This is a genomic window from Streptomyces sp. SAI-135 (assembly GCF_029893805.1).
GTDB lineage: Bacteria > Actinomycetota > Actinomycetes > Streptomycetales > Streptomycetaceae > Streptomyces.
Map to the genome: position 1 here is coordinate 4,980,897 of NZ_JARXYP010000002.1, position 24,115 is coordinate 5,005,011.

Annotated in this window: 26 protein-coding genes and 1 pseudogene; 14 read left to right on the top strand and 13 right to left on the bottom strand. The window is 70.6% G+C overall.

Features of this window, described 5'->3' with window-relative positions:
* Positions 1–5 precede the first annotated feature (5 nt).
* The 6 genes from M2163_RS27080 (at position 6) to M2163_RS27105 (ending at position 5,935) form a co-directional block, all read left to right on the top strand.
* The gene (locus tag M2163_RS27080; RefSeq protein ID WP_280850248.1) at positions 6–1,358 is read left to right on the top strand and encodes a histidine kinase; all 1,353 of its coding nucleotides are present in this window, start codon (positions 6–8) and stop codon (positions 1,356–1,358) included.
* Positions 1,355–2,038 carry a response regulator transcription factor gene (locus tag M2163_RS27085; protein WP_280850247.1) on the top strand — a complete coding sequence of 228 codons (684 nt, stop codon included), beginning with the start codon at positions 1,355–1,357 and terminating at the stop codon, positions 2,036–2,038. The genes M2163_RS27080 and M2163_RS27085 overlap by 4 nt, the downstream gene beginning before the upstream one ends.
* 99 nt (positions 2,039–2,137) lie before the next feature.
* Positions 2,138–3,514: a histidine kinase gene (locus M2163_RS27090; RefSeq protein WP_280895266.1), complete on the top strand. Its 1,377-nt coding sequence runs from the start codon at positions 2,138–2,140 to the stop codon at positions 3,512–3,514.
* The gene (locus tag M2163_RS27095) at positions 3,511–4,176 is read left to right on the top strand and encodes a response regulator transcription factor (RefSeq protein ID WP_280850245.1); all 666 of its coding nucleotides are present in this window, start codon (positions 3,511–3,513) and stop codon (positions 4,174–4,176) included. The genes M2163_RS27090 and M2163_RS27095 overlap by 4 nt, the downstream gene beginning before the upstream one ends.
* Before the next feature lie 67 nt (positions 4,177–4,243).
* Positions 4,244–5,449, top strand: a complete 1,206-nt coding sequence (locus tag M2163_RS27100; RefSeq protein WP_280895267.1) for a cytochrome P450 — start codon at positions 4,244–4,246, stop codon at positions 5,447–5,449.
* Positions 5,450–5,536: 87 nt separating this feature from the next.
* Positions 5,537–5,935, top strand: coding sequence for a Uma2 family endonuclease (locus M2163_RS27105; RefSeq protein WP_280895268.1), 399 nt, complete (start codon positions 5,537–5,539; stop codon positions 5,933–5,935).
* An 11-nt stretch (positions 5,936–5,946) separates the two neighbouring features.
* On the opposite strand, the gene M2163_RS27110 is transcribed toward M2163_RS27105, so the two are convergent.
* From M2163_RS27110 to M2163_RS27120, 3 genes are read right to left on the bottom strand one after another with little or no spacing between them, the layout of a single operon-like run.
* Positions 5,947–6,204, bottom strand: coding sequence for a hypothetical protein (locus tag M2163_RS27110; RefSeq protein ID WP_280850242.1), 258 nt, complete (start codon positions 6,202–6,204; stop codon positions 5,947–5,949).
* Positions 6,205–6,236: 32 nt separating this feature from the next.
* Positions 6,237–7,805, bottom strand: a complete 1,569-nt coding sequence (locus M2163_RS27115; protein ID WP_280895269.1) for an ABC transporter permease — start codon at positions 7,803–7,805, stop codon at positions 6,237–6,239.
* The gene (locus M2163_RS27120) at positions 7,802–8,716 is read right to left on the bottom strand and encodes an ABC transporter ATP-binding protein (protein WP_280850241.1); all 915 of its coding nucleotides are present in this window, start codon (positions 8,714–8,716) and stop codon (positions 7,802–7,804) included. Before M2163_RS27120 ends, M2163_RS27115 begins: the two co-directional genes overlap by 4 nt.
* 73 nt (positions 8,717–8,789) lie before the next feature.
* On the opposite strand from M2163_RS27120, the gene M2163_RS27125 reads away from it, so the two are divergent.
* On the top strand, positions 8,790–9,284 hold the full coding sequence (locus M2163_RS27125) for a MarR family transcriptional regulator (protein ID WP_280895270.1): 495 nt from the start codon (positions 8,790–8,792) through the stop codon (positions 9,282–9,284).
* 18 nt (positions 9,285–9,302) lie between these two features.
* Here the strand turns inward: M2163_RS27125 and M2163_RS27130 are convergent, their stop codons facing one another.
* Together M2163_RS27130 and M2163_RS27135 are read right to left on the bottom strand one after the other, a co-directional pair.
* Positions 9,303–10,811: an APC family permease gene (locus M2163_RS27130; RefSeq protein ID WP_280895271.1), complete on the bottom strand. Its 1,509-nt coding sequence runs from the start codon at positions 10,809–10,811 to the stop codon at positions 9,303–9,305.
* A gap of 108 nt (positions 10,812–10,919) precedes the next feature.
* Positions 10,920–11,771, bottom strand: coding sequence for a diacylglycerol kinase (locus M2163_RS27135; protein ID WP_280895272.1), 852 nt, complete (start codon positions 11,769–11,771; stop codon positions 10,920–10,922).
* A 188-nt stretch (positions 11,772–11,959) separates the two neighbouring features.
* Here M2163_RS27135 and M2163_RS27140 point away from each other — a divergent pair, with 188 nt between their 5' ends.
* From M2163_RS27140 to M2163_RS27150, 3 genes and pseudogenes are all read left to right on the top strand, one after another.
* The gene (locus tag M2163_RS27140; RefSeq protein ID WP_280850237.1) at positions 11,960–13,243 is read left to right on the top strand and encodes an adenylosuccinate synthase; all 1,284 of its coding nucleotides are present in this window, start codon (positions 11,960–11,962) and stop codon (positions 13,241–13,243) included.
* Between the two features lie 135 nt (positions 13,244–13,378).
* Positions 13,379–13,474 carry a twin-arginine translocation signal domain-containing protein gene (locus M2163_RS27145; RefSeq protein ID WP_280895273.1) on the top strand — a complete coding sequence of 32 codons (96 nt, stop codon included), beginning with the start codon at positions 13,379–13,381 and terminating at the stop codon, positions 13,472–13,474.
* A gap of 218 nt (positions 13,475–13,692) precedes the next feature.
* Positions 13,693–14,106, top strand: a pseudogene (locus tag M2163_RS27150) (HupE/UreJ family protein); the annotation flags it as partial.
* 53 nt (positions 14,107–14,159) lie between these two features.
* On the opposite strand, the gene M2163_RS27155 reads toward M2163_RS27150, so the two are convergent.
* Genes M2163_RS27155 through M2163_RS27165 form a run of 3 tightly spaced genes read right to left on the bottom strand, consistent with a single transcriptional unit; the run spans position 14,160 to position 15,391 of the window.
* Positions 14,160–14,531: a peptidase inhibitor family I36 protein gene (locus M2163_RS27155; protein ID WP_280850236.1), complete on the bottom strand. Its 372-nt coding sequence runs from the start codon at positions 14,529–14,531 to the stop codon at positions 14,160–14,162.
* Positions 14,528–15,019, bottom strand: a complete 492-nt coding sequence (locus M2163_RS27160; protein WP_280895274.1) for a hypothetical protein — start codon at positions 15,017–15,019, stop codon at positions 14,528–14,530. The genes M2163_RS27155 and M2163_RS27160 overlap by 4 nt, the downstream gene beginning before the upstream one ends.
* Positions 15,020–15,025: 6 nt before the next feature.
* Positions 15,026–15,391, bottom strand: coding sequence for a hypothetical protein (locus M2163_RS27165; RefSeq protein WP_280850234.1), 366 nt, complete (start codon positions 15,389–15,391; stop codon positions 15,026–15,028).
* Positions 15,392–15,695: 304 nt separating this feature from the next.
* Between M2163_RS27165 and M2163_RS27170 the strand changes: the two genes are divergently transcribed.
* Positions 15,696–15,989 carry a hypothetical protein gene (locus M2163_RS27170; RefSeq protein WP_280854134.1) on the top strand — a complete coding sequence of 98 codons (294 nt, stop codon included), beginning with the start codon at positions 15,696–15,698 and terminating at the stop codon, positions 15,987–15,989.
* 43 nt (positions 15,990–16,032) lie between these two features.
* Here M2163_RS27170 and M2163_RS27175 read toward each other — a convergent pair whose 3' ends face one another.
* The 3 genes from M2163_RS27175 to M2163_RS27185 form a co-directional block, all read right to left on the bottom strand.
* A complete protein-coding gene (locus tag M2163_RS27175; protein ID WP_280850233.1) occupies positions 16,033–16,683 on the bottom strand; it encodes a hypothetical protein in 651 nt (216 codons plus the stop codon).
* A gap of 120 nt (positions 16,684–16,803) precedes the next feature.
* Positions 16,804–17,505 carry a GntR family transcriptional regulator gene (locus tag M2163_RS27180; protein ID WP_280850232.1) on the bottom strand — a complete coding sequence of 234 codons (702 nt, stop codon included), beginning with the start codon at positions 17,503–17,505 and terminating at the stop codon, positions 16,804–16,806.
* 92 nt (positions 17,506–17,597) lie between these two features.
* Positions 17,598–18,953, bottom strand: coding sequence for an aspartate aminotransferase family protein (locus tag M2163_RS27185; protein WP_280895275.1), 1,356 nt, complete (start codon positions 18,951–18,953; stop codon positions 17,598–17,600).
* Between the two features lie 14 nt (positions 18,954–18,967).
* On the opposite strand from M2163_RS27185, the gene M2163_RS27190 reads away from it, so the two are divergent.
* Positions 18,968–20,185, top strand: a complete 1,218-nt coding sequence (locus M2163_RS27190) for a helix-turn-helix transcriptional regulator (protein WP_280895276.1) — start codon at positions 18,968–18,970, stop codon at positions 20,183–20,185.
* Here M2163_RS27190 and M2163_RS46650 read toward each other — a convergent pair.
* Complete coding sequence (locus tag M2163_RS46650; RefSeq protein WP_348542160.1) at positions 20,155–20,571, bottom strand: DUF397 domain-containing protein; 417 nt, start codon at positions 20,569–20,571, stop codon at positions 20,155–20,157. The genes M2163_RS27190 and M2163_RS46650 overlap by 31 nt on opposite strands.
* A 718-nt stretch (positions 20,572–21,289) precedes the next feature.
* Between M2163_RS46650 and M2163_RS27200 the strand changes: the two genes are divergently transcribed.
* Both M2163_RS27200 and M2163_RS27205 read left to right on the top strand, forming a co-directional pair.
* Positions 21,290–21,544, top strand: a complete 255-nt coding sequence (locus M2163_RS27200; RefSeq protein ID WP_280895278.1) for a hypothetical protein — start codon at positions 21,290–21,292, stop codon at positions 21,542–21,544.
* Between the two features lie 132 nt (positions 21,545–21,676).
* Positions 21,677–23,239 carry a substrate-binding domain-containing protein gene (locus M2163_RS27205; RefSeq protein WP_280897323.1) on the top strand — a complete coding sequence of 521 codons (1,563 nt, stop codon included), beginning with the start codon at positions 21,677–21,679 and terminating at the stop codon, positions 23,237–23,239.
* A 31-nt stretch (positions 23,240–23,270) separates the two neighbouring features.
* Here the strand turns inward: M2163_RS27205 and M2163_RS27210 are convergent, their stop codons facing one another.
* Positions 23,271–23,996, bottom strand: coding sequence for an SLATT domain-containing protein (locus M2163_RS27210; protein WP_280850227.1), 726 nt, complete (start codon positions 23,994–23,996; stop codon positions 23,271–23,273).
* Positions 23,997–24,115 lie beyond the last annotated feature (119 nt).

Consider the following 24,115-nt stretch of genomic DNA (forward strand, 5'->3'; position numbering starts at 1 on the left):
TCGGCGTGACGGAGACGGGGGGCCGGCAGCTGGTGACCGGCCGCATACGGCGCTGGCTGCACGTGCTGCGCGAGGACCTGTGCACGCTGCGGGTCGATCCACTGCCCCCGTCCGTGTGGCTGCGCTGGCTGCCGCACGGCGTGCTGTGCCTGGTCGCCCTCGGAGTCTCGATCGGCGCCGTGGCGCAGCTCGGGGACAACGGCGGGGTGGGGTCCTCCCTCGCCTTCGCGATCGGTCTCGCAGAGGGCGCCGCCGTGGTGCTCGCGATGTGGCGGCCGGTGCCGGCGTGGTGGCTCTCGACCGCGGCCATGCTGGTCGGCGCCCTGGAGATCCGCCGACATCTGCTGGCCGGTGGCGCGCACGGCTTCACCTGGCCCTGGAACGCGGCCGGACTCATCGGGCACCTGGCCGTGCTGCTGCTCCTCGCCCTGCGGGTGCCCGCCCGTGTCGCCGTCGAGGCGCTGGCGGTCACCCTGCTTCTCACCTACCTCGTCGAGGGTGTGCTGGGCGCGGCCGACTTCCAGCCCACCGGAGTGCTCGCGGCGATCCTGTTCACCGTCGCCGTGGTGCTCGGCGCGGCCCTGCGCGGCCGCCGCGAGGCCCGCAGGGCGCTCGTCGAGCAGACCACGCTCACCGCCGAGGAACGCGCCCGCCGCACCCTCCTGGAGGAGCGCAGCCGGATCGCCCGCGAACTGCACGACGTGGTCGCGCACCACATGTCCGTCATCTCGATCCAGGCGCAGGTCGCCCCGCACCTCGTGGAGAACCCCTCCGCCGAACTGCGGGAGAACCTGGACGGCATCCGGGAGAACGCCCTGGAGGCCCTGACCGAGCTGCGCCGGGTCCTCGGCGTACTGCGCGCGGAGCACCCCGGCACCTCGGAGGAGCCCGCCGACCCCGCCACCGGCACCGCCCCGCACGCCCCGCAGCCCACCCTCGACCGGCTCGACGCGCTGGTGGAGAACACCCGGGCGGCCGGACTGACCGTCGAGGTCGACGTGCGAGGCGCCCGGCGGCCGCTGCCGCCGGGCGTGGACCTCTCGGCGTACCGGATCGTGCAGGAGGCCCTGAGCAACGTCCTGCGTCACGCGCCCGGCGCGACCGCCTCGGTGTCGCTCGTCCACTACGTGCACGGCGTGGACGTGCGGGTCGTCAACTCACGGCCCACCCGCAGCGTGCCGTCCTCCCCGGGCGCCGGGCACGGCCTGCTCGGCATGCGGGAGCGGGCCGCGATGCTCGGCGGCACCCTGCGCGCCGGCCCCCGGCCCGACGGCGGCTACGAGGTCGCCGCGTATCTTCCGACGGCACCCCCGGCCGTGCCCGAACAGCTCACCGACTCCAAGGACGGCACCGCATGACGAGCGGCACGAGCGGAGACATCCGCGTACTCATCGCCGACGACCAGCAGATGGTCCGCCAGGGCTTCAGCGTGCTGCTGGCCGCCCAGCCCGGCATCGAGGTGATCGGGCAGGCGGTCGACGGCCTGGACGCCGTCGCCAAGGTCGCCGAACTCGTCCCGGACGTCGTCCTCATGGACATCCGCATGCCCGAGCTGGGCGGCATCGAGGCCACCCGCCGCATCACCGGCGAACGCCCGGAGATCAGGGTCCTGGTGCTGACGACCTTCGACCTCGACGAGTACGTCTACGAGGCGCTGCGGGCCGGCGCCTCCGGGTTCCTGCTCAAGGACGCCTCCGCGGAGCAGCTCGCCGAGGCCGTGCGCGTGGTGGCGGCCGGGGACGCGCTGCTCGCGCCCGGCATCACCCGGCGCCTGATCGCCGAGTTCTCCCGTCTCGACAAGCGGCCGCGCAGCCCGCTCAAGAGCCGGGTCGGCGAGCTGACCGAGCGCGAGACGGAGGTCCTGGCGCTGATCGCACAGGGGCTGTCGAACGCCGAGATCGCGGAGCGGCTCGTCGTGGCCGAGCAGACGGTGAAGACGCATGTGGGCCGCATCCTGGTGAAGCTGGGCCTCAGGGACCGCACGCAGGCGGCGGTGTTCGCGTACGAGTCGGGGCTGGTGCGACCTGCGGGCTACTGACCGGCCGCCCTCCGGTACCCGTAGTACCTGAGAGGGACGCCGAAGGACCCGTCTCGCTGGTGACGACGGGGACCCCGGCCCCCGCCTACCGTTCTGAACGTGACCGATACGACCGAGACGCACATGACACCGCCGCGCGGCGGCAGCGGCGGGAACGACGCGTACAAGTTCCGCAGCCCGGAGTTCAGAGCCGCCATGGAGGCCCTGCGCGGCCTGCGGCACGACCTGATCAGTGACGCCCTCGCCTACCGTCCCCTGCCTCCGACCCCCGTCGGCAGGGGCCTTCCCCGGCTGCTGCACGGCCGCCTGCGGGAGTACGCGGTCTGGACGCCGCACGCGCTGATCACCGCGGCAGGTCTGCTCGCGATGCTCATCGGGGCGGAGAACAGCGGCCGCGGTGCGACCGCCAACCTCTTCGTCGGCCTGTGCGCCCTGGCCCCGGTCCTGCTGACCATGGTGCGGCCGGTCATGGCCTTCTGGCTGTCGCTGGCCGCGACCGCGGTCACCTATCCGGTGGCCTTCGTCAACTCCTGGCAGCAGGACTGGCCGTGGCTGCCGGGCGGCTTCGCCTGCCACCTCGTGGTGCTCACCGTGGTGGCGATACGCACCAGGCCGCGTACGGCGGCCTGGATGTGGCTGCTGACCGGGGCCTACGGGGTGCTGTGGCAGGGTGCCCTCGGCGCCGGTCACTACTACCGCTCCAACACCGTGGAGATGCTCTTCGTCTCCGCGCTGTCCCTGCTCGCCGTGACCGTCTGGCACATACGCCGGGACGCCCAGCAGACGGTGACCGCCCAGCAGACGGTGACCGCCCACGAGCGCTCCCGCCGCACCCTCCTGGAGGAGCGCACCACCATCGCCCGCGAGCTGCACGACGTGGTCGCCCACCACATGTCGGTCGTCGCCATCCAGGCGGAGGCGGCCCCCTACCGGGTGGAGAACCCGCCCCCCGAGCTGGAGAAGGCGTTCGCCACCATCCGGGAGAACGCGGTGGCGGCCCTGACCGAGCTGCGCCGGGTCCTGGGCGTGGTCCGTGCCGAGGACTACGAGGCGCCGGACGCCCCGCAGCCCACCCTCGCCGACCTCGACGCCCTCCTCGACAATGTGCGCGGAGCCGGTCTGAGCGTCGACAAGGCGGTCACCGGGGCGGTCCGCGAACTCCCGCAGGGCGTCGAGCTGTCGGCGTACCGGATCGTCCAGGAGGCCCTGAGCAACACCCTGCGCCACGCCCCGGGGGCGAGCGCGCGGGTGGAGATCGGATACGTCCTGGGTGGCCTGGGCCTGCGCGTGGTCAACGGCCCGCGGCCCGAGCTGTCGCTGCTGAAGCCCTCGCCCGGAGCGGGCCACGGCATCACCGGCATGCGGGAGCGGGTCTCCATGCTGGACGGCGAGATGACGGCGGGCGCCACCGACGAGGGCGGGTACGAGGTGGCGGTGTTCCTGCCGGTGCCGCTCAGGGACGAGGCCGGGGCATGACGATCCGGGTCCTGGTCGCGGACGACCAGATGATGGTCCGTGAGGGTTTCTCGGTACTGCTGAACGCGATGCCGGACATCGAGGTGGTCGGCGAGGCCGTCAACGGCCGCGAGGCGGTGGACCGGGTGCGGGAACTCGCCCCCGACGTGGTCCTGATGGACATCCGGATGCCGGAGCTGAACGGCATCGAGGCGACCAGGGAGATCGTCGCGGCCGACGGCACCGCGAAGGTCCTGGTGCTGACGACCTTCGATCTCGACGAGTACGTGTACCAGGCCCTGCGCGCGGGAGCCTCGGGCTTCCTCCTCAAGGACGCCTCGGCCCGCCAACTGGCCGAGGGGGTAAGGGTGGTGGCCTCCGGCGAGGCACTCCTGGCGCCGTCGGTCACCCGACGCCTGATCACGGAGTTCTCCCGGCTCTCCGAGTCCCCGAGGCTGATGGCCTCCGCCCACACGGCCTACGGCGACCTCACCGACCGCGAGACGGAAGTACTGGTCCTCATCGCCCAGGGCCTGTCGAACTCGGAGATGGCCGAGCGCCTGATGGTGGCCGAGTCGACGATCAAGACCCACGTCAGCCGCATCCTGGTGAAGCTGGGCCTCAGGGACCGCACCCAGGCGGCGGTGTTCGCCTACGAGGCGCGGCTGGTGACGCCGGGGTAGGGGTGGCGTACCCGGTTGCGGAAGAACACCCCTGGTCAGAAGGGCGCTTCCGGGCTAGCGTCCCCGCATGGCAGCCTTCGATCCCTGGGACCCGGCGTTCCTCGCCGACCCCTACCCCGCCTACGCCGAGCTCCGCGCCAAGGGCCGTGTGCAGTACTTCGAGCCCACGAACCAGTGGCTCGTCCCGCACCACGCGGACGTGTCCGCGCTGCTGAGGGACCGCAGGCTCGGGCGGACCTACCAGCACCGGTTCACGCACGAGGACTTCGGGCGCACGGCTCCGCCGGCGGAGCACGAGCCGTTCCACACCCTCAACGACCACGGGATGCTCGACCTGGAGCCGCCGGACCACACCCGGATCCGGCGCCTGGTGTCGAAGGCGTTCACACCGCGCACGGTAGAGCAGCTCAGGCCGTATGTGACCGAGCTGGCCGGTGAGCTGGTGGACCGGCTGGTCACGGCGGGCGGCGGCGATCTGCTGACCGATGTCGCCGAACCGCTCCCGGTCGCCGTGATCGCCGAGATGCTCGGCATCCCGGAGGCGGACCGGGCCCCGCTGCGGCCCTGGTCGGCGGACATCTGCGGGATGTACGAGCTCAACCCGTCGCAGGACGTGGCGGACCGGGCGGTGCGGGCCTCCGTGGAGTTCTCGGAGTATCTGCGGCAGCTGATCGCCGAGCGCCGCAAGGAGCCCGGGGACGACCTGATCTCGGGCCTCATCGCGGCGCACGACGAGGGTGACCGGCTCACCGAGCAGGAGATGATCTCCACCTGCGTCCTGCTGCTCAACGCGGGCCACGAGGCCACCGTCAACGCCACGGTCAACGGCTGGTGGGCGCTGTTCCGCAACCCCGGCGAGCTGCGCGCACTCCGCGCCGACCACTCCCTCGTCCCGCGGGCCGTCGAGGAGCTCATGCGCTACGACACCCCGCTCCAGCTCTTCGAACGCTGGGTGCTGGACGACATCGAGATCGACGGGACGACCGTCCCGAGGGGCGCCGAGATCGCCCTGCTCTTCGGCTCCGCCAACCACGACCCCGAGGTCTTCCGGGACCCCGAGCGCCTCGACCTCACCCGCGCCGACAACCCGCACATCTCCTTCAGCGCCGGCATCCACTACTGCATCGGCGCACCCCTGGCCCGCATCGAACTGGCCGCGTCCATGACGGCCCTGCTGGAGCGCGCCCCGACGCTGACCCTGGCGGCGGAGCCGCAGAGAAAACCGAACTTCGTGATCCGGGGGTTGGAGCGGCTCGCCGTCGAGGTGGGGTGATCACCCGTTCGGCTGACCACAGGGCGAACAGGCGCGCGGTTTGCCCGGGGATCGCCACAGTGGCCACAGCCTGAGAGGGGGTGCACCATGACCGTTATGGCAGAGCGTGCAGTGCAGTCGTCCCAGATGTCGGTGGAGGAGTTCGAGAGGATCGCCGCCTTCGCGGCCAAGGAAACCGACGACGCCGTCAGGTTCGAGTTCATCAACGGACGGATCGGGGTCAAGAAGGTGGCCGACGGGGACCACAACAATTCCGACACCGACCAGCGAGATCGTCAGGAGAAGCCCGTTGCCTATGGGGCGGCGGGCATTCCCCTCTACATGCTGATCGACCGTGACGCCTGCACGGTCACGCTGTACGGAGATCCCGACGCCGGTGTCGGGTACCGCAGCAGCCGCAAGGAGCCGTTCGGGGCCGGAGTTCTGCTCCCCGAGCCCCTCGGTATCGAACTCGACACCGAGAAGCTCAAGCAGTACGTCGACTGACAGCCGGTCGCTCAGCGCGCATTCCGGCACCGTCCTCGCAGCCTGGCCGACACTGTCAGGACGAGCAAAGGGAGGAAGGCTCCCCCGAGGACCACGAGCGGCAGTTCCGTGAGCAGGACCGTGAGGTCCATGCCCTCGTTCTCGAAGCCGCCGCCCAGGTGGCGCCGGGTGCGGGGCATGGACAGCCACAGCAGGGGGGCCGCCGTCGCGCCCAGGGCCGACAGCGCGCAGCCGCCGCAGGTCATCGTGTCCGTGCCGGATCTTCCCATGCCCCGAGGGACGCGTTACGCCCCTCGGCGGTTCACGTCGTCAGGTCGCGCCGCCGAAGGCCCGCCAGCCCCGCGGTGACGAGGGCCGCCGCCAGGGCGGTCAGGACCAGCACCGGCGCCCACTCCATCGGGGCACCCGGCAGCTTCGGCAGGTGGCCGAAGGGGGAGAGGTCCAGCACCGTCCGCGGCACGTCCAGCGCCGGACCGACCCAGCCGATCAGCAGCACCGTCCCGGCGACCCCCCAGGCCAGCGGGGCCAGGCGCGGGGTGAGCCCGTACAGCAGGACCGTGAGCCCCCCGACCACCCACACCGCCGGGACCTGGACCAGGCACGCGCCCAGGACGGGCCCGACCTGCTTGCCGTAGCCGACGGCGAAGCCGAGTCCGGCGAGCAGCATGACGAGTGCCGAGCCGCCGAAGGCGACGACCAGGTGACCGGAGGCCCACCGCAGTCGGCCCACCGCGTTCGCCAGCAGCGGTTCCGCCCGCATCGAGGTCTCCTCGCCGTGCAGCCGCAGCACCGAGGCGACGACGAACAGCGTGGCCACCAGGCCGAGCATGCCGGTCATGGAGGCGAGGAACGCGTCCGTGAGCCCGGACTGTCCGCCCATCCGCTCGAAGATCTCACGGGCCTTGGCGTTGTCGCCCACCAGGTCGGCGACACCGTCGGTCAGACCGCCGTAGATCACCCCGGCGAGGAAGAAACCGATCGACCAGCCGAGCACCCCGCCCCGCTGGAGCCGCCAGGCCAGCGCGCCCGCCGTGCCCAGGCGGCCGGACGCGGGTCCGGGGCGCGTCGGCACGAAGCTCATGCCCACGTCCCTGCGGCCCGCGAGGACGTAGGCCAGCGCGCCCTGGGCCGCCACCGCCGCCGCGAACAGCAGCAGCACCCACCAGCGTTCGCCGGCGAAGGGACGCAGCTGCGACAGCCAGCCGAGCGGGGACAGCCAGGTCAGGACGGACGACCCGTCGGTGGACGCCGAGTCCCCGGCCGCCCTCAGCACGAAGGCGGCGCCCAGCACTCCCGCCGTCAGGCCCCGCGTCAGCCGCGCGCTCTCCGTCAGCTGTGCGACGATCGCGGCCGTCGTGGCGAAGAGCATGCCCACGGCGCCGAGCCCCAGGCCGAACGCGAGCGCGCCCTCGGCTCCCTGACCCGCCAGTCCCGCCGTCACCAGCAGGGCCAGTACCCCGCTCGCCACGGCCGCCGCCAGCAGCGCCGCCGTCAGTGAAGCCCGCCTGCCCACCACACCGGAGGAGATCAGTTCCTGCCGGCCGCTCTCCTCCTCGTCACGGGTGTGCCGTACGACGACCAGGAGGGCGGTGACCGCTGCGAGCGCCCCCGCGAAGACGCCGACGCGCCACGCGGTGAGGGCGCCCAGGGAGTCGTCGAAGACCGGGCCGATCAACGCGCGGAAGGAGGAGTTGGTGGCGACCTGGCGCAGCAGGTCGGCACGCTCGGCCGCGGTGCCGTACAGGCCCTTCAGGGTGTTCGGCATGGAGAGCACCATGAGGGTGTTCACCGCCACCCACACGGGGATCATCACCCGGTCGCGGCGCAGGTTGAAGCGCAGCAGTACGCCGGTGCCGACGAGGGAGGTCATCGTGCCGCCTCCTCGTCCGCCGCGGCCGTCTCCGCCTGGTAGTGGCGCAGGAACAGTTCCTCCAGCGTCGGCGGTGTCGACGTCAGCGAGCGCACGCCCGAGTCGGTCAACGACCGCAGGACGGCGTCGAGTTTGTCGGTGTCGACCTGGAGCCGGACCCGGCGGCCCTGCACGTCCAGGTCGTGCACCCCGGGAAGGTGCGCCAACCCGTTGGGGGCGCCCGCGAGTTCGGCCGTGACGCTGGTGCGGGTCAGGTGGCGCAGGTCGGCGAGCGAGCCGGTCTCGACCGTGCGGCCCCTGCGGATGATGCTCACCCGGTCGCACAGCTCCTCGACCTCGCTGAGGATGTGGGAGGACAGCAGGACCGTACGGCCGCGCTCGCGCTCCTCCTCCACACAGCGCTGGAAGACCTCCTCCATCAGCGGGTCCAGGCCCGAGGTCGGTTCGTCCAGGATCAGCAGGTCCACGTCCGAGGCGAAGGCGGCGACCAGGGCGACCTTCTGGCGGTTGCCCTTCGAGTAGGTGCGGCCCTTCTTGGTGGGGTCCAGCTCGAAGCGCTCGATCAGTTCGGCACGCCTGGCGGGATCGAGTCCGCCGCGCAGCCGGCCGTAGAGGTCGATGACCTCGCCGCCGGAGAGGTTGCGCCACAGGGTGACGTCACCCGGGACGTAGGCGATCCGGCGGTGCACCTCGACCGCGTCCGCCCACGGGTCGCGGCCCAGGATCTGCGCGGCGCCGGAGTCGGCGCGCAGCAGGCCGAGCAGGACGCGGATGGCGGTGGACTTGCCGGCGCCGTTGGGGCCGAGGAAGCCGTGCACCTCACCGGCCTCGACGTCCAGGTCGAGTCCGTCGAGCGCGTGGGTCCGTCCGAACGACTTGTGCAGTCCGGAGACGGTGATGGCCTTCGTCATGCTTCAGAACGTACGCTTCCTTCAGAAATTTGTGAAGTTAAGGAAGTGTATGAAGCCCGGTTAGGCTGGTGCCATGACGGAGTCGAAGGCGGTGGAGCGGGACCCGGAAGCGGTCTCACGGTTCGTGGAGCGGTTCGCGGCGCAGCTCGTGGAGGCCGGGCTGCAGCGGATGCCGGCCCGGGTCTTCTCGGCCCTGCTCGCGTCCGACAGCGGTGCCCTGACCTCCGCCGAACTGAGCGAGCAGCTCCAGATCAGTCCGGCGGCCGTCTCCGGGGCCGTGCGCTATCTGGCGCAGGTGCACATGCTGTCGCGCGAGCGGGAGCCCGGCTCGCGGCGGGAGCGCTACCGGGTCCACTCCGACCAGTGGTACCACGCGCTCACCAACCGCGAGGCGATCATCAAGCGGTGGGAGGACGCCCTGCGCGAGGGGGTGGCCAGCCTCGGCGCCGGGACACCGGCGGGACACCGGCTGGCCGAGACCCTCGCGTTCTTCGAGTTCATCGAGAAGGACGTGGCGCAGATGATGGAGCGCTGGAAGGCCCACCGCGCCAAGCTGTTCGGCCCCTGAGGTCTGTCCGACCGGGCCCTAGCGTTCCTTCGTCTCCTCCAGCACGGTCCGCCCCAGCAGCAGATACCGCTCCGGGGAGCGCCGCTTCAGGTACTGCGCGTACCCGATGCCCAGCCCCGCGACCGCCGCCACCAGCCACGGCGTGGCCTTCAGCACCAGCGAACCGGACTCCGGGCCGGCCGCCGCGCCCATGTTGGACACCAGCAGGCCGACCACCGCCAGCATCGCCACACCGCCGACGAGCGGGGCCACCAGGGTGCGGAACCAGTGGCGGCTCTCGGGGTGGTGCGTGCGGAAGTACACCAGCACCGCGAAGGAGCACACCGCCTGCACGACCAGGATCGCCATGGTGCCGAGGATCGCGAGCAGCACGTAGGTGCCGGTGTACGGGTCCTTGCCGGCCGCCCAGAACGCCAGCAGGAGCACGGCGGTCACGAGCGTCTGGACCAGGCCCGCGATGTGCGGTGAGCCGTGCCGGGTGTGGGTGCGGCCGACGGTGTTCTTCAGCGCGGGCAGGACGCCCTCGCGGCCCAGCGCGTACAGGTAGCGGGCGGCGCAGTTGTGGAAGGCCATGCCGCAGGCCAGCGAGCCGGTGATCATCAGCCACTGCATGACGTCGACCGCCCAGTGGCCGACGTACCGCTCGGTGGGGCCGAAGAAGAGTGCGAGGGGGTTGTCGGTGGCGACCTTGACGGCGTTCGCCTCCCCGGTGCCCGAGACGGCCATCCAGGAGACGAGGACGTAGAAGACGCCGACACCGAGGACGGAGATCATGGTCGCCTTGGGGATGATCTTCTTCGGGTTGCGGGACTCCTCGCCGTACATCGCCGTGGACTCGAAGCCGACCCAGGACCAGAAGGCGAAGAAGAGGCCGAGACCGGCGGACGTGCCCTGGAAGGCGTTGACCGGGTTCACCGGGTCGAGGCTGAAGCCGTCCGGTCCGCCGCCGTGCAGGGCGACGGAGACGGCCATCGCGGCGAGCACCGTCACCTCGGTGGCCAGCAGCACGACCAGCAGCTTCTCGGCGACCGAGACGCCGAACCAGGTGCCCGTGGCGTTGACCGCGAGCATCAGGGCCGCGAACGCCCACCAGGGGACGTGCGTCCCGGTCTGGTCCTCGAGCGTCTGGGTCGCGAACGTCGAGAAGATGCCGATGAGCGCCGGCTCGAAGACGACGTACGCGAAGGTGGCGAGCAGCCCCGAGGCGAGTCCCGCGGTGCGGCCGAGGCCGTAGGAGATGAAGCCGTAGAAGGCTCCCGTCGAGGTGATGTGCTTCGCCATCGAGGTGAAACCGACGGAAAAGATTGCCAGGACGACCATTGCGACGAGATAGCTCGCGGGGGCCCCGATGCCGTTGCCCGCGGAGACCATGAAGGGCACGTTGCCCGTCATCGCGGTGATCGGCGCGGCGGTCGCCACGGCCATGAAGACCACGCCCAGCAGGCCGACGGCGTTGGGCTTCAGCCGGTGGACCGTGCCGTCACCGTCCGTTTTCGCCGCCGGGGCGACTCCCTCGTCCACTGCCATCGGCCGGCCCCTCTCCCTTGCCCGTGCACGGTGTGCCGGACCGGAACTCTCCAGCCCGAATGAGTCGAGCAAGGGTCTCGGGGCGTTAAATGTTTGTCAACCATACCTTTAGAAGCGGGACGGCAGGACGAGGCCCACGGCGCCCTCCCGCACCGTCCACGTCCGCCTGCGCACCGGCCCGGCCACCCCCGCGTCCGCCCGGTAGCGGAAGTCGGCCCCGGTGACGGTCACCGTCCTGCCGCTGGCCAGCAGGGGAGAGGCCTCCGCCCCCACCGACAGCGGGCGCACCTCCACCGAGGCCAGGCCGCCGCCGAGGCCCGGGGTCACCGTGACCGCCTCCAGGGGCTGGTCCAGGTCCACCAGGGTCTCCCCGTCCACCTCCACCCGCAGCCGCGAGGGCCCGGGCAGGGCGGGCGCGGTCTCCCGGGCGGGACGGGCCGGCACCAGGGTCCGCACCAGGGACTGGCAGGTCCGCAGCCAGGGCCGCGCGGCGTCCAGCGGCTCCTCCCGCGCGGCCGGCGCGGGGATCCGCAGGGCTCCGAGGACCACCCCGTCGCTGTCGTCCACCAGCATGTCGAGACGCCGCTCGGCGCCCTCCAGGACCGCCCGCGCGGCCGCCACCGCCCCCGAGGGCACCCCCAGCGCGTGGGCGATGCCCAGGGCAGGGCCCACCGGCACCACCGACAGCACACATCCGGCCAGCTCCCGCTGCCGGTGCAGCAGCACCACCGTCCGCATCAGCGCACGGTCGTCCCCGACCACCACCGGGCGCCGCGAGCCGCGCCGGGCCAGTGCCCGGGCGAACTCCTCGGGCCCGTCCGGCAGACACACCTTCGTCGCCGCACCCGCGCTGAGCACGTCTTTCACGATCCGTACGGACTCGCCGTCCGTCTGCCGGGCGACCGGGTCGATGACCACCAACAGCTGATCGGACGTCGCGGAAGTCGCCACCTCGGCCATGCCTCGCTTCCTCGGGTAGCATCTTTGTGCAAGAGCCCCTTGCGCTATTGCGCCAGGGGCTTCGTCTATTCCGGGGCATCCGGGTCCGACGGGCAGCGGCCGACGACGGCCGTGGTGCACGCGACGGAGGAACCGTACGCGTACGCCCCCGACCTTGGACATGCCCCGCCCGGAAGGGGTGTACGCGCGTGCCCGCACTTGTGCTGCTCGGTGCTCAGTGGGGTGACGAAGGCAAGGGAAAGGCGACCGACCTGCTCGGTGGCTCGGTGGACTATGTGGTGCGCTACCAGGGCGGCAACAACGCCGGCCACACGGTAGTCGTGGGCGATCAGAAGTACGCCCTCCACCTCCTCCCTTCCGGAATCCTGTCTCCGGGGTGCACCCCGGTCATCGGCAACGGTGTCGTCGTCGATCCGTCGGTCCTGTTCTCCGAGCTGAACGGACTGAACGACCGCGGCGTCGACACCTCCAAGCTCCTGATCAGCGGCAACGCCCACATCATCACGCCGTACAACGTCACCGTGGACAAGGTGACGGAACGCTTCCTCGGAAAGCGCAAGATCGGCACCACGGGCCGCGGCATCGGACCGACCTACGCGGACAAGATCAACCGCGTGGGCATCCGGATCCAGGACCTGTACGACGAGTCGATCCTGACCCAGAAGGTCGAGGCGGCCCTCGACGGCAAGAACCAGCTCCTGACCAAGGTCTTCAACCGCCGGGCCATCGAGGTCGGCCAGGTCGTCGAGGAGCTGCTGGGCTACGCCGACAAGCTCAAGCCCTACGTCGCCGACACGGTCCTGGTCCTCAACCAGGCCCTGGAGCAGGACAAGGTCGTCCTGTTCGAGGGCGGCCAGGGCACGCTCCTGGACATCGACCACGGCACGTATCCCTTCGTCACCTCCTCGAACCCGACCGCGGGCGGCGCCTGCACCGGCGCCGGCGTGGGCCCGACGAAGATCAGCCGGGTCATCGGCATCCTCAAGGCGTACACGACCCGGGTGGGGTCCGGCCCGTTCCCGACCGAGCTGTTCGACGAGGACGGCGAGGCGCTGCGCCGCATCGGCGGTGAGCGTGGTGTCACCACCGGCCGTGACCGTCGCTGCGGCTGGTTCGACGCGGTGATCGCCCGGTACGCGACCCGTGTCAACGGCCTCACCGACTTCTTCCTCACCAAGCTCGACGTGCTCACCGGCTGGGAGCAGATCCCGGTCTGTGTCGCGTACGAGATCGACGGCGAGCGGGTCGAGGAACTCCCCTACTCCCAGACGGACTTCCACCACGCGAAGCCGGTCTACGAGTACCTGCCGGGCTGGAGCGAGGACATCACGAAGGCCAAGACCTTCGCGGACCTGCCGAAGAACGCCCAGGACTACGTGAAGGCGCTGGAGGAGATGTCCGGCGCCCCGATCTCCGCGATCGGCGTGGGTCCGGGCCGGGACGAGACGATCGAGATCAACTCGTTCCTGTAAATCCCTCTCGCTCGACGGTCATCGGGCCGGCCAAGGACTTCCTTGACCGGCCCATGGCCTTTTCCTGGTTCCCGGGCGCACGGGTGTGAGACCAGCATCTACGCGTGTAGTGGCCTCTCTCCCGTCCCTTGCCCCATGAGCCCCGCCATGCCCGTTCCTCCCCTCGACCGCCGGGAGTTCGTGAAGAAGACGGCCGTCACTGGGGCGGCCGTCGCCGCCGCGGGGCCGTAGCGCCGAACTCCGCCGAGGCCGCCGGACGCAGGCCCCCGAAGGCCCCGAAGACGCGGACACGGTGAAGGCGGGGCTCTCCACCGCCGACGCCGCCCTCCCGCTCGTCTCGGTAGCCGCGCCCTTCTCCCACACCGCCGACATCCCCGCCGGCAGCGTCACCATCAAGGACATCGCCGGGCTCTACATCTACGACAACGCCCCTCTTCCCGGGCCGGGAAGCGCTCGTGGCCGGGGTCTTCGGGCTCGGCCACGGCATGGCGTTCTCCTTCGTCCTGGCGGAGATGCACCTGTCGACGGGCCAGTTGGTGACCAGCCTGCTCGGCTTCAACCTGGGCATCGAACTGGTTCAGCTCCTGCTGGTGTGCCTCGCCCTGCCCTCGCTGCTGGTGCTGGCCCGCCTCAGGGTCCAGCCCGCGCTGCGGCTGGCCGGGGCGGCGCTCACCGGCATGGCGGCCCTCGGCTGGCTGGCCGACCGCCTCGGACTGGCCAACCCGGTCGCCCGGGCCGCCGACAGCGCCGGCTCCCACACCACGCTGCTGCTGGCCGTCCTCGCGGTGACTGCGGTGGCTTCTGCGGCCCGGGCCATGCTCATCCGCCGCCGTCCTCCGGCCGACCCGCTGCCGGCACTCTGAGAACGGGCGGGGACTCCGGCCGGTGGGCCGGAGTCCCCTGTCCCGCCGCCGGTTCAGCAGCCGGTGGCCCAGATGTGGGAGTCGCCGCGGTCGTTGGCCACGCCGTTGTAGCCGGCCTCCTGGCCGGGGGCGAGACAGATGGTCATCGGGCCGGACTGGTGGGCGGAGGCGTAGACCTTGACGTAGTCCTTGATGCCGGGGCCCGAGATGCCGTGGTTGGCCCAGGAGGAGTCCTGGTCGGCGATGTTGCCCTCCCACCAGCCGTCGTCGCCGGTCCACTCGATCTTCTGGCCCTGGTAGTTCGCGTCCGTCCACGCGCAGAAGTTCCCGCTGCCGCAGGCCGCCGCCTGGGCCGAGGCCGAGGTGGCGAGGACGGCTCCGGTGGCGAGCAGTCCGGCGGACAGGACGGCGATGAAGCGCTTCACTGGTTTCCCTTCGGGTGGGTGGTGCCGCCCTCCAGCAGGGCGGTCGCCTGGGCGAGGGCACGGGCGCGCAGCCGCCGCCACTCCGCGATCTCCGCGCGGTGCGCCGCACGGACCTCGGAGAGCGGACGGCCGGTCCCGGCGGCCTCGGGCTCGAGGTTGTTCACGACGACCGACGTACGGAACCAGCGGTCCTGGTTGCCGTAGAGCCGCCGTTGCGCGGCCGCGAGGCAGCCGTCGGTGTGGGCGCGCACGACATAGCCGGTGGGCAGCCGGAGCGAGAGCTCCGCCCTGCCGGTGCCGAACAGCGCCTCGGACACGCGCCGTTGGCTCGAGGTCGGGGCCAGGCCCCGCCGGGTCAGGCAGTCGTCGGTGAGGGTGCGGGTGGCGGCCTTGATGACGTCGTCGGGCGGGGGTGCCGGGCGGTCCGTGCAGGCGGAGCCGGCGAGGAGGATGAGGACGGTCAGGGCCGTCGCCGTACGGGCACGCATGGCCGGTCAGCCGGCCGCGCAGCCCATGGTGGTGTCGCTGACCCCGTCGAACCTGGTGGCCCAGCCCCAGTTGTCGGAGTAGTCGTCCGGCCGGATCGCCCGGTACACACAGGCACCGCCGCCCTGGAAGCTGATCGCGTACACGGTCACCGGCGCGTGCGAGTCGAAGGAGTAGGCGTGCCGCTTCACCCGGGGCGCCGCCTCTTTGTACCCCGGCGGCGCGTAGTCCCAGGCACCGCCCGGCCCCGTCTGCCCCGGCTCGGCCCAGAAGTAGACATGCCCCGGCGGTACGGCAGCGGCGGCGTGCGCGGGCGGGGCGGCGAGGGGAACGAGGGCGGCGAGCAGCACGGACGTGATCAAGGCAGGGCGCATGCGCGCTGCATGCCCAGCCCTTTGTGGGCGTATGCGGGCATTCACCCGTTCAGTGGATCTTCGTCGGTGGGTGCTTCTGGGGGCGTCGCGGGTGTTCATGGGGGGGCGGGGAGGGGTGGGCGCCGTGTCCGAACAGGACTGGACAGCCGCGCAGTTCGAGGAGCACCGGCCGCGGCCGAGGGCCGTCGCCCACCGCATGCCGGGCTCGGTCCCGAGGCGGACGACGCGCTCCAGGGAGAAATGCCGCATCCAGGCATATTCTGGAATCGTGCATCTGCGTGTCGATCCGGAGAAGGTGAGTGCGATGCGCGTACTGCTCAAGGTGTCCATGGACACAGAGAAGGCGAACGAGGCCATCAGCCACGGCACCCTGCCGAAGCTGATCGAGCAGTCGATGGAGCAGATCAAGCCCGAAGCGGCCTACTTCACCTCCGAGAACGGTCAGCGCACCGCCTACATGGTCTTCGACATGCAGGACAGCTCACTGATGCCGGTGATCAGTGAGCCGTTCTTCATGCACCTGGGCGCCAAGATCACGTACACCCCGGTGATGAACTACGACGACGTGCAGAAGGGGCTGTCCCAGCTGGGCCGTTGAGTTCCCGCCCGCCCGCCCGCCCGCCCGCCCGCCCCGCTCCGTCTCAGCTGAAGATGATCATCGAGCCCTGGGCGAGGCTCCGGGTCGCCGCCGCGTGCAGCCCCAGCCAGACATGGCGTTCGCGGGCGAAGGGACTGGGGTCGTACGGCGCGGGGACGGCCGGCTCCTCCAGCTCCGTGGGAGCACGCGGCGGCTCGGGGGGCGCCGGCGGGTTGGCCGGATCGATGCCGATCACCGGTGCCACGAACTCCAGTTCCCGCAGCAGGGCCTGCGCGGAACCCAACGGCCCGCCGCCCGCGAGGAGTTCGTCGTCGGCGAGCGGGTGCGGGAAGTCGACGGGGACGTACGCGCCCGCGTGGTCGTAGTGCCAGACCAGATGCGACTGCTGGGCCGTCGCCTCGAACATCTCCAGCAACTGCTCGTAGTCACCGCCCAGTTCGTCGACGGGGGTGACCGGGAGTCCGCAGACCTGCAGCAGATAGGCGCGGCGCAGGAAGTGCAGGGCGTCGTAGTCGAAACCGGCCACCGGGGCGACCTCGCCGGACAGTCCCGGCATGTACTGGTACACCGGCACCGGCGGCAGCCCCGCCTCGGCGAGCACCTTGTTGTATTGCGCGAGTTCCTCGGCGAACGGGTTGTCCGGGGTGTGGCACAACACGTCGACGAGCGGGACCAGCCACAGGTCACAGGCCAAAAGACAACTCCTCGGATACTCGCGGTGCGCGGATGTCTTCGTACGGTGGTCAAGGCAGGGTAGTCGGTGGGGCGCCCCGACGGCTCCCGGTAGTGCACGTTGTACCCGTGACCCGCGCGCTCAGTCGGCGGTGAGGCCCTCGATGAGGGTCAGATAGTGGCCGTTGTAGGCGGTGAGGAGCTCGCGGGCGGTCCTGGTGTCCCGCGCGTACAGGGCGTCGGCGACCGACGGGTGTCCGGACCACAGCCTGCCGCGCAGATCGGTGATCCGGCGCAGGTACTGGACCGTGCACACCCAGGTCTGCACGCGCAGCCGGTGCAGGAAGTCGGCGAGGTAGGGGTTGCCGAACAGCGCGCTGAGCTCGCGCCAGAAGCGCAGGTCGTAGCCGATCAGTACGGTCAGGTCGCCCGCGGTGGCGGCCCGCTGGGCCTCCTCGCCGCGCCGCCGTACGCCCGCCACGGCCGCGGCGGTACGGGGCTCCTCCAGCTGCTGGAGGACGGGGTGGCCGGCGTCCAGCGCCTGGAACATGCCGTCCGTGACCAGGCTGCGGGCCTCGGTCATGCTCCGCAGGTCGTCGAGGGAGTACTCGTGGACATGGAAGCCGCGGTGCTGGTCGGCCTCCAGGAGGCCCTGCGCGGACAGGTCCACGAGCGCCTCGCGGACCGGGGTCGCGGAGACGCCGTACTGCTCGGCGATCTCCTTCACCGTGAACTCCTGCCCCGGCTGGAGCCGCCCGGCCAGTACCTCGTCGCGCAGCGCGTCCGCGATCTGCTGCCGCAGCGTACTGCGGGTGACGGCGCCGTTGCCGCTGCTGCCGGGCATCGTCGGGGCGCCTCCCTCGCGCAGGTGCAGATGGCGTGCTCGTACATATGTCTACGAGCACGCCACCTTACGCGTTCGATGCCCCCGGAGGTTTACTCCGTGTACTCGTCCGCCACGCAGAGCGCGGTGTCCAGCGCCGCGAGGCCCTCCTTGAGCTCGGCCTCGCTGACGTTGCACGGCGGCACCACATGCGTCCGGTTCATGTTGACGAACGGCCAGATGCCCTGCTTCTTCGCGGCGGCGGCGAACGCGGCCATGGGGGCGTTCGCCTCACCCGCCGCGTTGTAGGGCACGAGCGGCTCGCGGGTCTCCCTGTTCTTCACCAGCTCCAGGGCCCAGAACATGCCCACGCCCCGCACCTCGCCGACGCTCGGGTGCCGCTCGGCGAGCTCCCGCAGGGCCGGCTCCAGGACGGCCGCACCGAGGTGCCTGGCGTTGTCGACGACCCCCTCCTCCGCCATCACGTTGATGGTCGCGACGGCGGCCGCGCAGGCGAGGGGGTGCCCCGAGTAGGTGAGCCCACCGGGGTAGGGCCGCTTGCCGAAGGTCTCGGCGACGGCCCCGGAGACGGCGACACCGCCGAGCGGCACGTATCCGCTGTTGACGCCCTTGGCGAAGGTCATCAGGTCGGGCGTGACGCCGAACAGGTCGGCGGCGAACCACTCGCCGGTCCGCCCGAACCCGGCCATGACCTCGTCCAGGACGAAGACGATCCCGTACTTGTCGCAGAGCTCGCGGACCCCGGCCAGGTAGCCGGGCGGCGGGACCATGATCCCGGCGGTGCCGGGGATGGTCTCCAGGACGATCGCGGCGACGGTGGCCGGCCCCTCGAAGACGATGGTCGTCTCCAGGTGCTCCAGCGCCCGCGCGGTCTCCTGCTCCTCGGTCTCGGCGTAGAAGCGGGACCGGTACAGGAAGGGCGCCCAGAAGTGCACGACCCCGGCCGAGGCGCTGTCGGAGGCCCAGCGCCGCGGGTCGCCGGTGAGGTTGACGGCCTGCTGCGTACCCCCGTGGTACGACCGGTACGCAGACAGCACCTTGGGCCGCCCGGTGTGCAGCCGGGCCATCCGTACGGCGTGCTCCACGGCGTCGGCACCGCCGTTGGTGAAGAAGATCTTGTCCAGGTCCCCGGGCGTCCGCTCGGCGATCAGCCGGGCCGCCTCCGACCGGGCCTCGACGGCGAAGGCGGGCGCGAAGGTCGTCATCGTCGCCGCCTGCTCCTGTATCGCGGCGACGACCTTCGGGTGCTGGTACCCGATGTTGGTGTAGACGAGCCCGCTGGTGAAGTCGAGGTAGCGGTTCCCGTCGTAGTCCCAGAAGTACGAGCCCTCCGCACCGGCGACGGCGAGCGGGTCGATGAGCTCCTGCGCGGACCAGGAGTGGAACACATGAGCACGGTCCGCGGCCTTCACGGCGACGCCGACCTCGGGGTGTGGCTGAGGGGTCATGCGAGCGAGCGTAAATGTCCGCGATACGGAAGCGGTATCGGCGTCCTGTCTGCCGGACGGGGCGTGACGCGACACTCTGTCGACATCGTCCGGGTTCGGCGCTTGTCGGGGCGGTCTTTCTGCTCGATGCTGAACTCCAGGTGGCCGTTGTGCACCCGGCCTGTCGCCGCATCGCTGGTTGCGAATTGGCAGGGCCGTACCTTGACGCAGCTCTGGGCACGCATGGACACGACAGGGGGTGGCAGTTGCCGCTCACAGACCCTGCTCTGCAGCGTCGCAAGCTCCGCGACCGGCTGCGACGATTACGGGAGTCCGCCGGCTTCACTCAGCGGCAGGTGGCGGACGAGATGGAGTGGTCCCTGTCCAAGATCATTCGCATCGAGACAGGCACGGTCGGTATCTCGATCACCGACCTGAGGGCGCTGATCAGCTACTACGGCGTCGGCGACACGGCTGAGTCGGACACCTTGATCGGCATGGCGCGGGCAGCCAAGGAACGGCCCTGGTGGGATCGGTACCGGGGCAAGGCGGATCCGGCGTTTCTGCTGTCCTTGGGATACGAGGGCGCGGCCTCGATCATTCGAAGCTTCGAACCTATGCTTGTCCCCGGGCTGCTGCAGACCGAAGAGTACGCCCTTGAAGTATTAAGGGTGATGGATGCCGCAGAAGTAGAGGCGCTCGTGGAGTTACGCCTTGAGCGGCAGGAGCGCCTGCTACGGCCGGACGGCCCGGAGATGCACTTCATCATCGATGAAAGTGTGATCACCCGGTCGGTTGCGGGGGCTTCCGTGATGCGCCGGCAGATCAGACGGTTGAAAACGCTCGCCGACCACCCCCAGATAACCCTCAGGATCCTGCCGTTCGAAGGCGGTCTGCACAAGCGCTACAAGACGGCGTACGTGCTCTACGAGTTCGAGGATCCTGAGGAAGACTTCGTTCTCTACCTGGAGCAGGACACCCAGTCGGTTATACGCGAGGGGCAGGGCTGGGCTGACTCCGATGCTCCTGCACGCTATCTGGAGTCATTCTTCGGTATAGAGCAGCTGGCCAGGCGGGATGCTGCCGATCAACTGCTTGATGCCGCCCTGGCGCGGCACTCCGTTTCGCCGGTCGAGATGCCTGACCCGGCGCAGGCCCCCTGGGGGGACTCGGGTGTCCTCGCTTCCTCTGGGGTCGCGCCTCCTGATCAGACCGAGGAGAATCACTCGCCGGACACGCTCGACACTCCCTGAAGCGAAGTCGAGTCGATCGTGCTCACAAAGTCCGTCCAACTTCCCCGGGAAAAGCTCAACCGGAATGCATTACGGTTCTTGGAATCGCGTACCAGAATATCTTCCCCTAGGAAGACCTCGACACAATTCCCCGTCTCGCTGGCACTGCTTTTGCGCCACAATGCTGGCGGGGCGACAGGTTCGTTCATCGAGCATCTCCGGGACTTTGATCTGGGCATGGTAAAAGGCTCCTGGGCCCCGACAGCCGAGAGAGCGGGCACCATGGGTACCACAGTCGGCTTGTCAATGTCATCTGGCGTGGCCAGAGGGCTAAGTCGGGATAGCTCCACTGCTTCCCTTGGAGTGGCATCCGGCTCAATGGCCATGCGCCAGCTGGCCACCTGCATATGCTCGCCTGCTCAGGTAGCTGTGCGCCATCGCATCCCCGCACGATGAACCCCGTAGCCTGGCGTAGCGCGTGGCAGCCGTTGGAAAATGGGCGATCTGACACTTGGCAGATCGCTTCTAAGCTCGGATACTGGAGACATGAGGTATCCGTTGTCCCGTGTTGACGGACAGCGTGAGGGTCGCAGCGGCTACTGTGACCCGCGAGTGAATCGTCCCGATAACCTCCGATTTGTCGGAGGGGCGGGGCGATTCACTCCTCTTTATTTCACGGAATGCGCCCCCTGTCGCCCTGGTGAAAAATAAGACCCCTATGTGAAAATTTGATTGACAGGGCGTTTCGCTCCACTCGTCGATGGGCGTCTCCCCTTGTCTCTCGCGGAATCCATTCACGAGGAAGGGGGTGAAGCAATGTATCGAGTAGTGGGCAAGGTCGTCACCGAAGCCATGCAGAGTTGGTCCAAGACGGCACGCCTGTGCCTTCTGGTAGCCGTGGTAGCCGCTGCGGCGACAGTGGCTTTCCGGCTTCCGGTGTGAACCTCTGCCCGTTTTCATGAGCCGGCGGATACCTCATCTACCTGAGCTCACTTCATTGGCGGTATGCCGCTTCGCGGCGGCATGCCGCTGTCTGCTGACACATCTCGACGGACAGCCGACCGGCGTAGACACTGGTCTTCAGTCGCGTGGACGGCGGCGCGCGGTCTCGGGGGAGGGTCTGCGATGGAGGAGCACGGCTCCGCCGGTCCGGCGGAGGGGGAGGGGAGGGGCCACGCCAGGGAGCGTCCCGTACTCGGCACCTACATCACGCCGTACCCGTCGGCGGGTCCGCGGGCCGGGGACCGCAGCCGTGCCGTCACGCTGGCGCTCCTCGCCGTCGCGCTCGTGGTGGCCCTGGGCGCCGGCGGTTCCGTCTACGCCGTCCTGGACGACAAGGGCCCCGGCACGGCACCGACAGCCCCCGTGGCCTCACCCTGAAACCCCGAACCCCCTTCCCGCGTACGCCGGTTGAACGCCCGGCGAACTTCGCCCCGTCGGCCCGCCGGGCCCGCTCGCACAGTCGTACGGTGGCCGGACAAGTGAACTGCGGGAGTGGCGGGGGCACCCACAGTGGAGTGGCTGAGCGCGGAGAACTTCGTGGCGGTGGGGACCGCAGTCCTCGGCATCGTCGCGTCCGGGGTCATGGTCTGGTTCGAGCGCCGGGTGCCTCGAAGGAAGCGCATCGGGTACCGCGTGCAGATGGACAACCCGATCGGCGACGACGTCCGAAGAGGCCGGGCCAACGTCAGACTCGGGCTGTTCGACGAGGCCCCGGACATGTCGGACGCCACCCTCGTCCTCCTCCGCATCGAGAACGACGGCTCGCAGGGCATCGACCGGGACGACTACACGGGCCCCGAACGGCACGGCCTGACCGCGGTGTTCAGCGACCGGACCGTCCGCGGGGTCTCGGTCACCCAGCCGATCGACACCGACCACCTGATGGACCACTTCACCCCGGAACGCGGCTTCGGCTACGAGGACAACCGGCTGCGCATCCCGCGCGTGCCCCTCAACCGCGGCGAGCACTACAAGCTCCTCGTGCTGCTGTCCGGCGGTGACGTGGGCCGTCCGATCCGCATGATCGGCGGCATTCGGGACGGCGAGGTGCACCCCAACCGCAGCGCCACCCCGGACGAGATCCCGCCCGTCCTCAGCCCGGCGGCACGGATCTTTACCGGGCTGCTCACCCTCTCGGTCCTGGTCCTCGCCACGATCGTGGTCGCCCGCGACGACACCCCGCCGCCCCTCGGCTGCGAGACGGGAAGCCTCACGGTGACCGGCTCCACGGCCTTCGCCCCGGTGATCGAGACGCTCGCGAAGGAGTACGAGAAGGACTGCGAGGGCGCCGAGATCACCGTCGAGGCCCGCGGCAGCGAGGCCGGGGTGGCCGGGCTCGCCGCCACCGGTGCCCGCTCGGCGAAGGAGGCGCGGTCGGTGATCGCCTTCTCGGACGGCCCCATGGGCGACCGGCTGGGCCTGCACGGCGAGCGGATCGCCCTGTCGGTCTTCACCCTCGTCGTCAACGACGGCATCGATCTCGGCGCGCGCGGACTGACCCGGGCCGAGGTGGAGCGCCTGTACCGGGGCGAGGTCGGACGCTGGAGCGATCTGAACGCCTCGCGCCCCGCCGGACTCCCGCGGCTGCCCGGCCTGCCGGTCGTGCTGGTCAGCCGGGACGCCTACTCGGGGACCCGGCAGATCTTCCAGGAACGAGTGCTGGCGGGCGCCTGGGAGATGACCCCCACGACGTCCCTGGACTGCGACCCGCTCAGGGACAAGGCGGTGGCTGCGGCCGCCCGGCCTGCCGTCACCCGCTGCGAACTCGCCTCCACCCACGACGTGCTGGACAAGGTGGCCGCCCAGCCGGGTGCGCTCGGCTATAGCGAACTCACCCTGGCCACCGGCCACGAGGGCGTGCGCCGGGTGCCTCTGGACGGTGAGGCGGCCTCCGTCGACCACCTGGACTCATATCCCTATCGGGGGGTCGAGTACGCCTACACCTATCGCCCCCCGGCCCCCGGGTCCCTCGCCGCGGGCTTCCTCGCCTGTCTCGACGAAGGCACGAGCCAGGACGTGATCCGGCGGCAGGGGCACCTGCCGTGCGGCCGGGCGGCGGGGCTGTGCGGCTGACGGTCCGAGCCGGGAGCGGGCCCGGACCGGCTCACCGAGGCTCCGGCGGGCGTTGGCGGGGCATGTTCGGGCGGGCCGGTGGCCCCGGGGGGAGCGGGAAGCGGCCCTGTGCGCCTCCGGGGTCCTGGCGGCCCCCGGAGGTCACCGCGCCCTGGATGCCCATCGGCGCGGACCCGTTGCGGAACTCCACGATCCAGTCGGCGGTCTCCACCCGGATCAGCTCCGTCACGTCCTCGGAGAAGCGGCGCAGCACGCCCAGACAGCGCTCGGTGGCCTCGGCGGCCGTGCCCTCCGTGGGGCCGAGCACCTCGCGCACGCTCTCCGAGGCCCAGTCGAACTGGAGGGCCTGGAGGCGGCGCTGCACGGCCTGTGCGGTGGCCACGTCCCTTATCCAGCCGGAGGTCACCCCGAAGAAGCGGTCCACGGCCACACAGGCCACCGCGAGGAGCAGGGCGAGGTAGCCCCAGGGCGCGGCCCCGGCGCCCACCACCCCCGTCAGCCCCAGCAACGGCAGCACGGCCCCGGTCACCGCCCCCACCGCGGCCCCGGCCCGCAGGGCCCGCGCGCAGCGTCGTTTCCCCACCCGGTCCGCGAGATACCAGGACGCCGTCTGCAGCGCCCCGTGCTCCACCCACCGGTACAGCTCGTCCAGCCGTACGGCGGGCTCGCCCCAGTCGCCGAGCGGAAACGTCCGTCCGGCCAGATCGGCCCGTCCGTCCTGAGGCGGGCCCTCGGGCTGCATCTCCGGCTGACCCACCCGGCGCTCCCTACTGATCGGTCACCCTGCGTGACGCCTGATGCTGATGTGCGGGGATCCTTCCTACCGCCCAATGGGTGGCGAAGGGGGTGCTTTGGTCGCTTTTCCGCTCGGAAGAG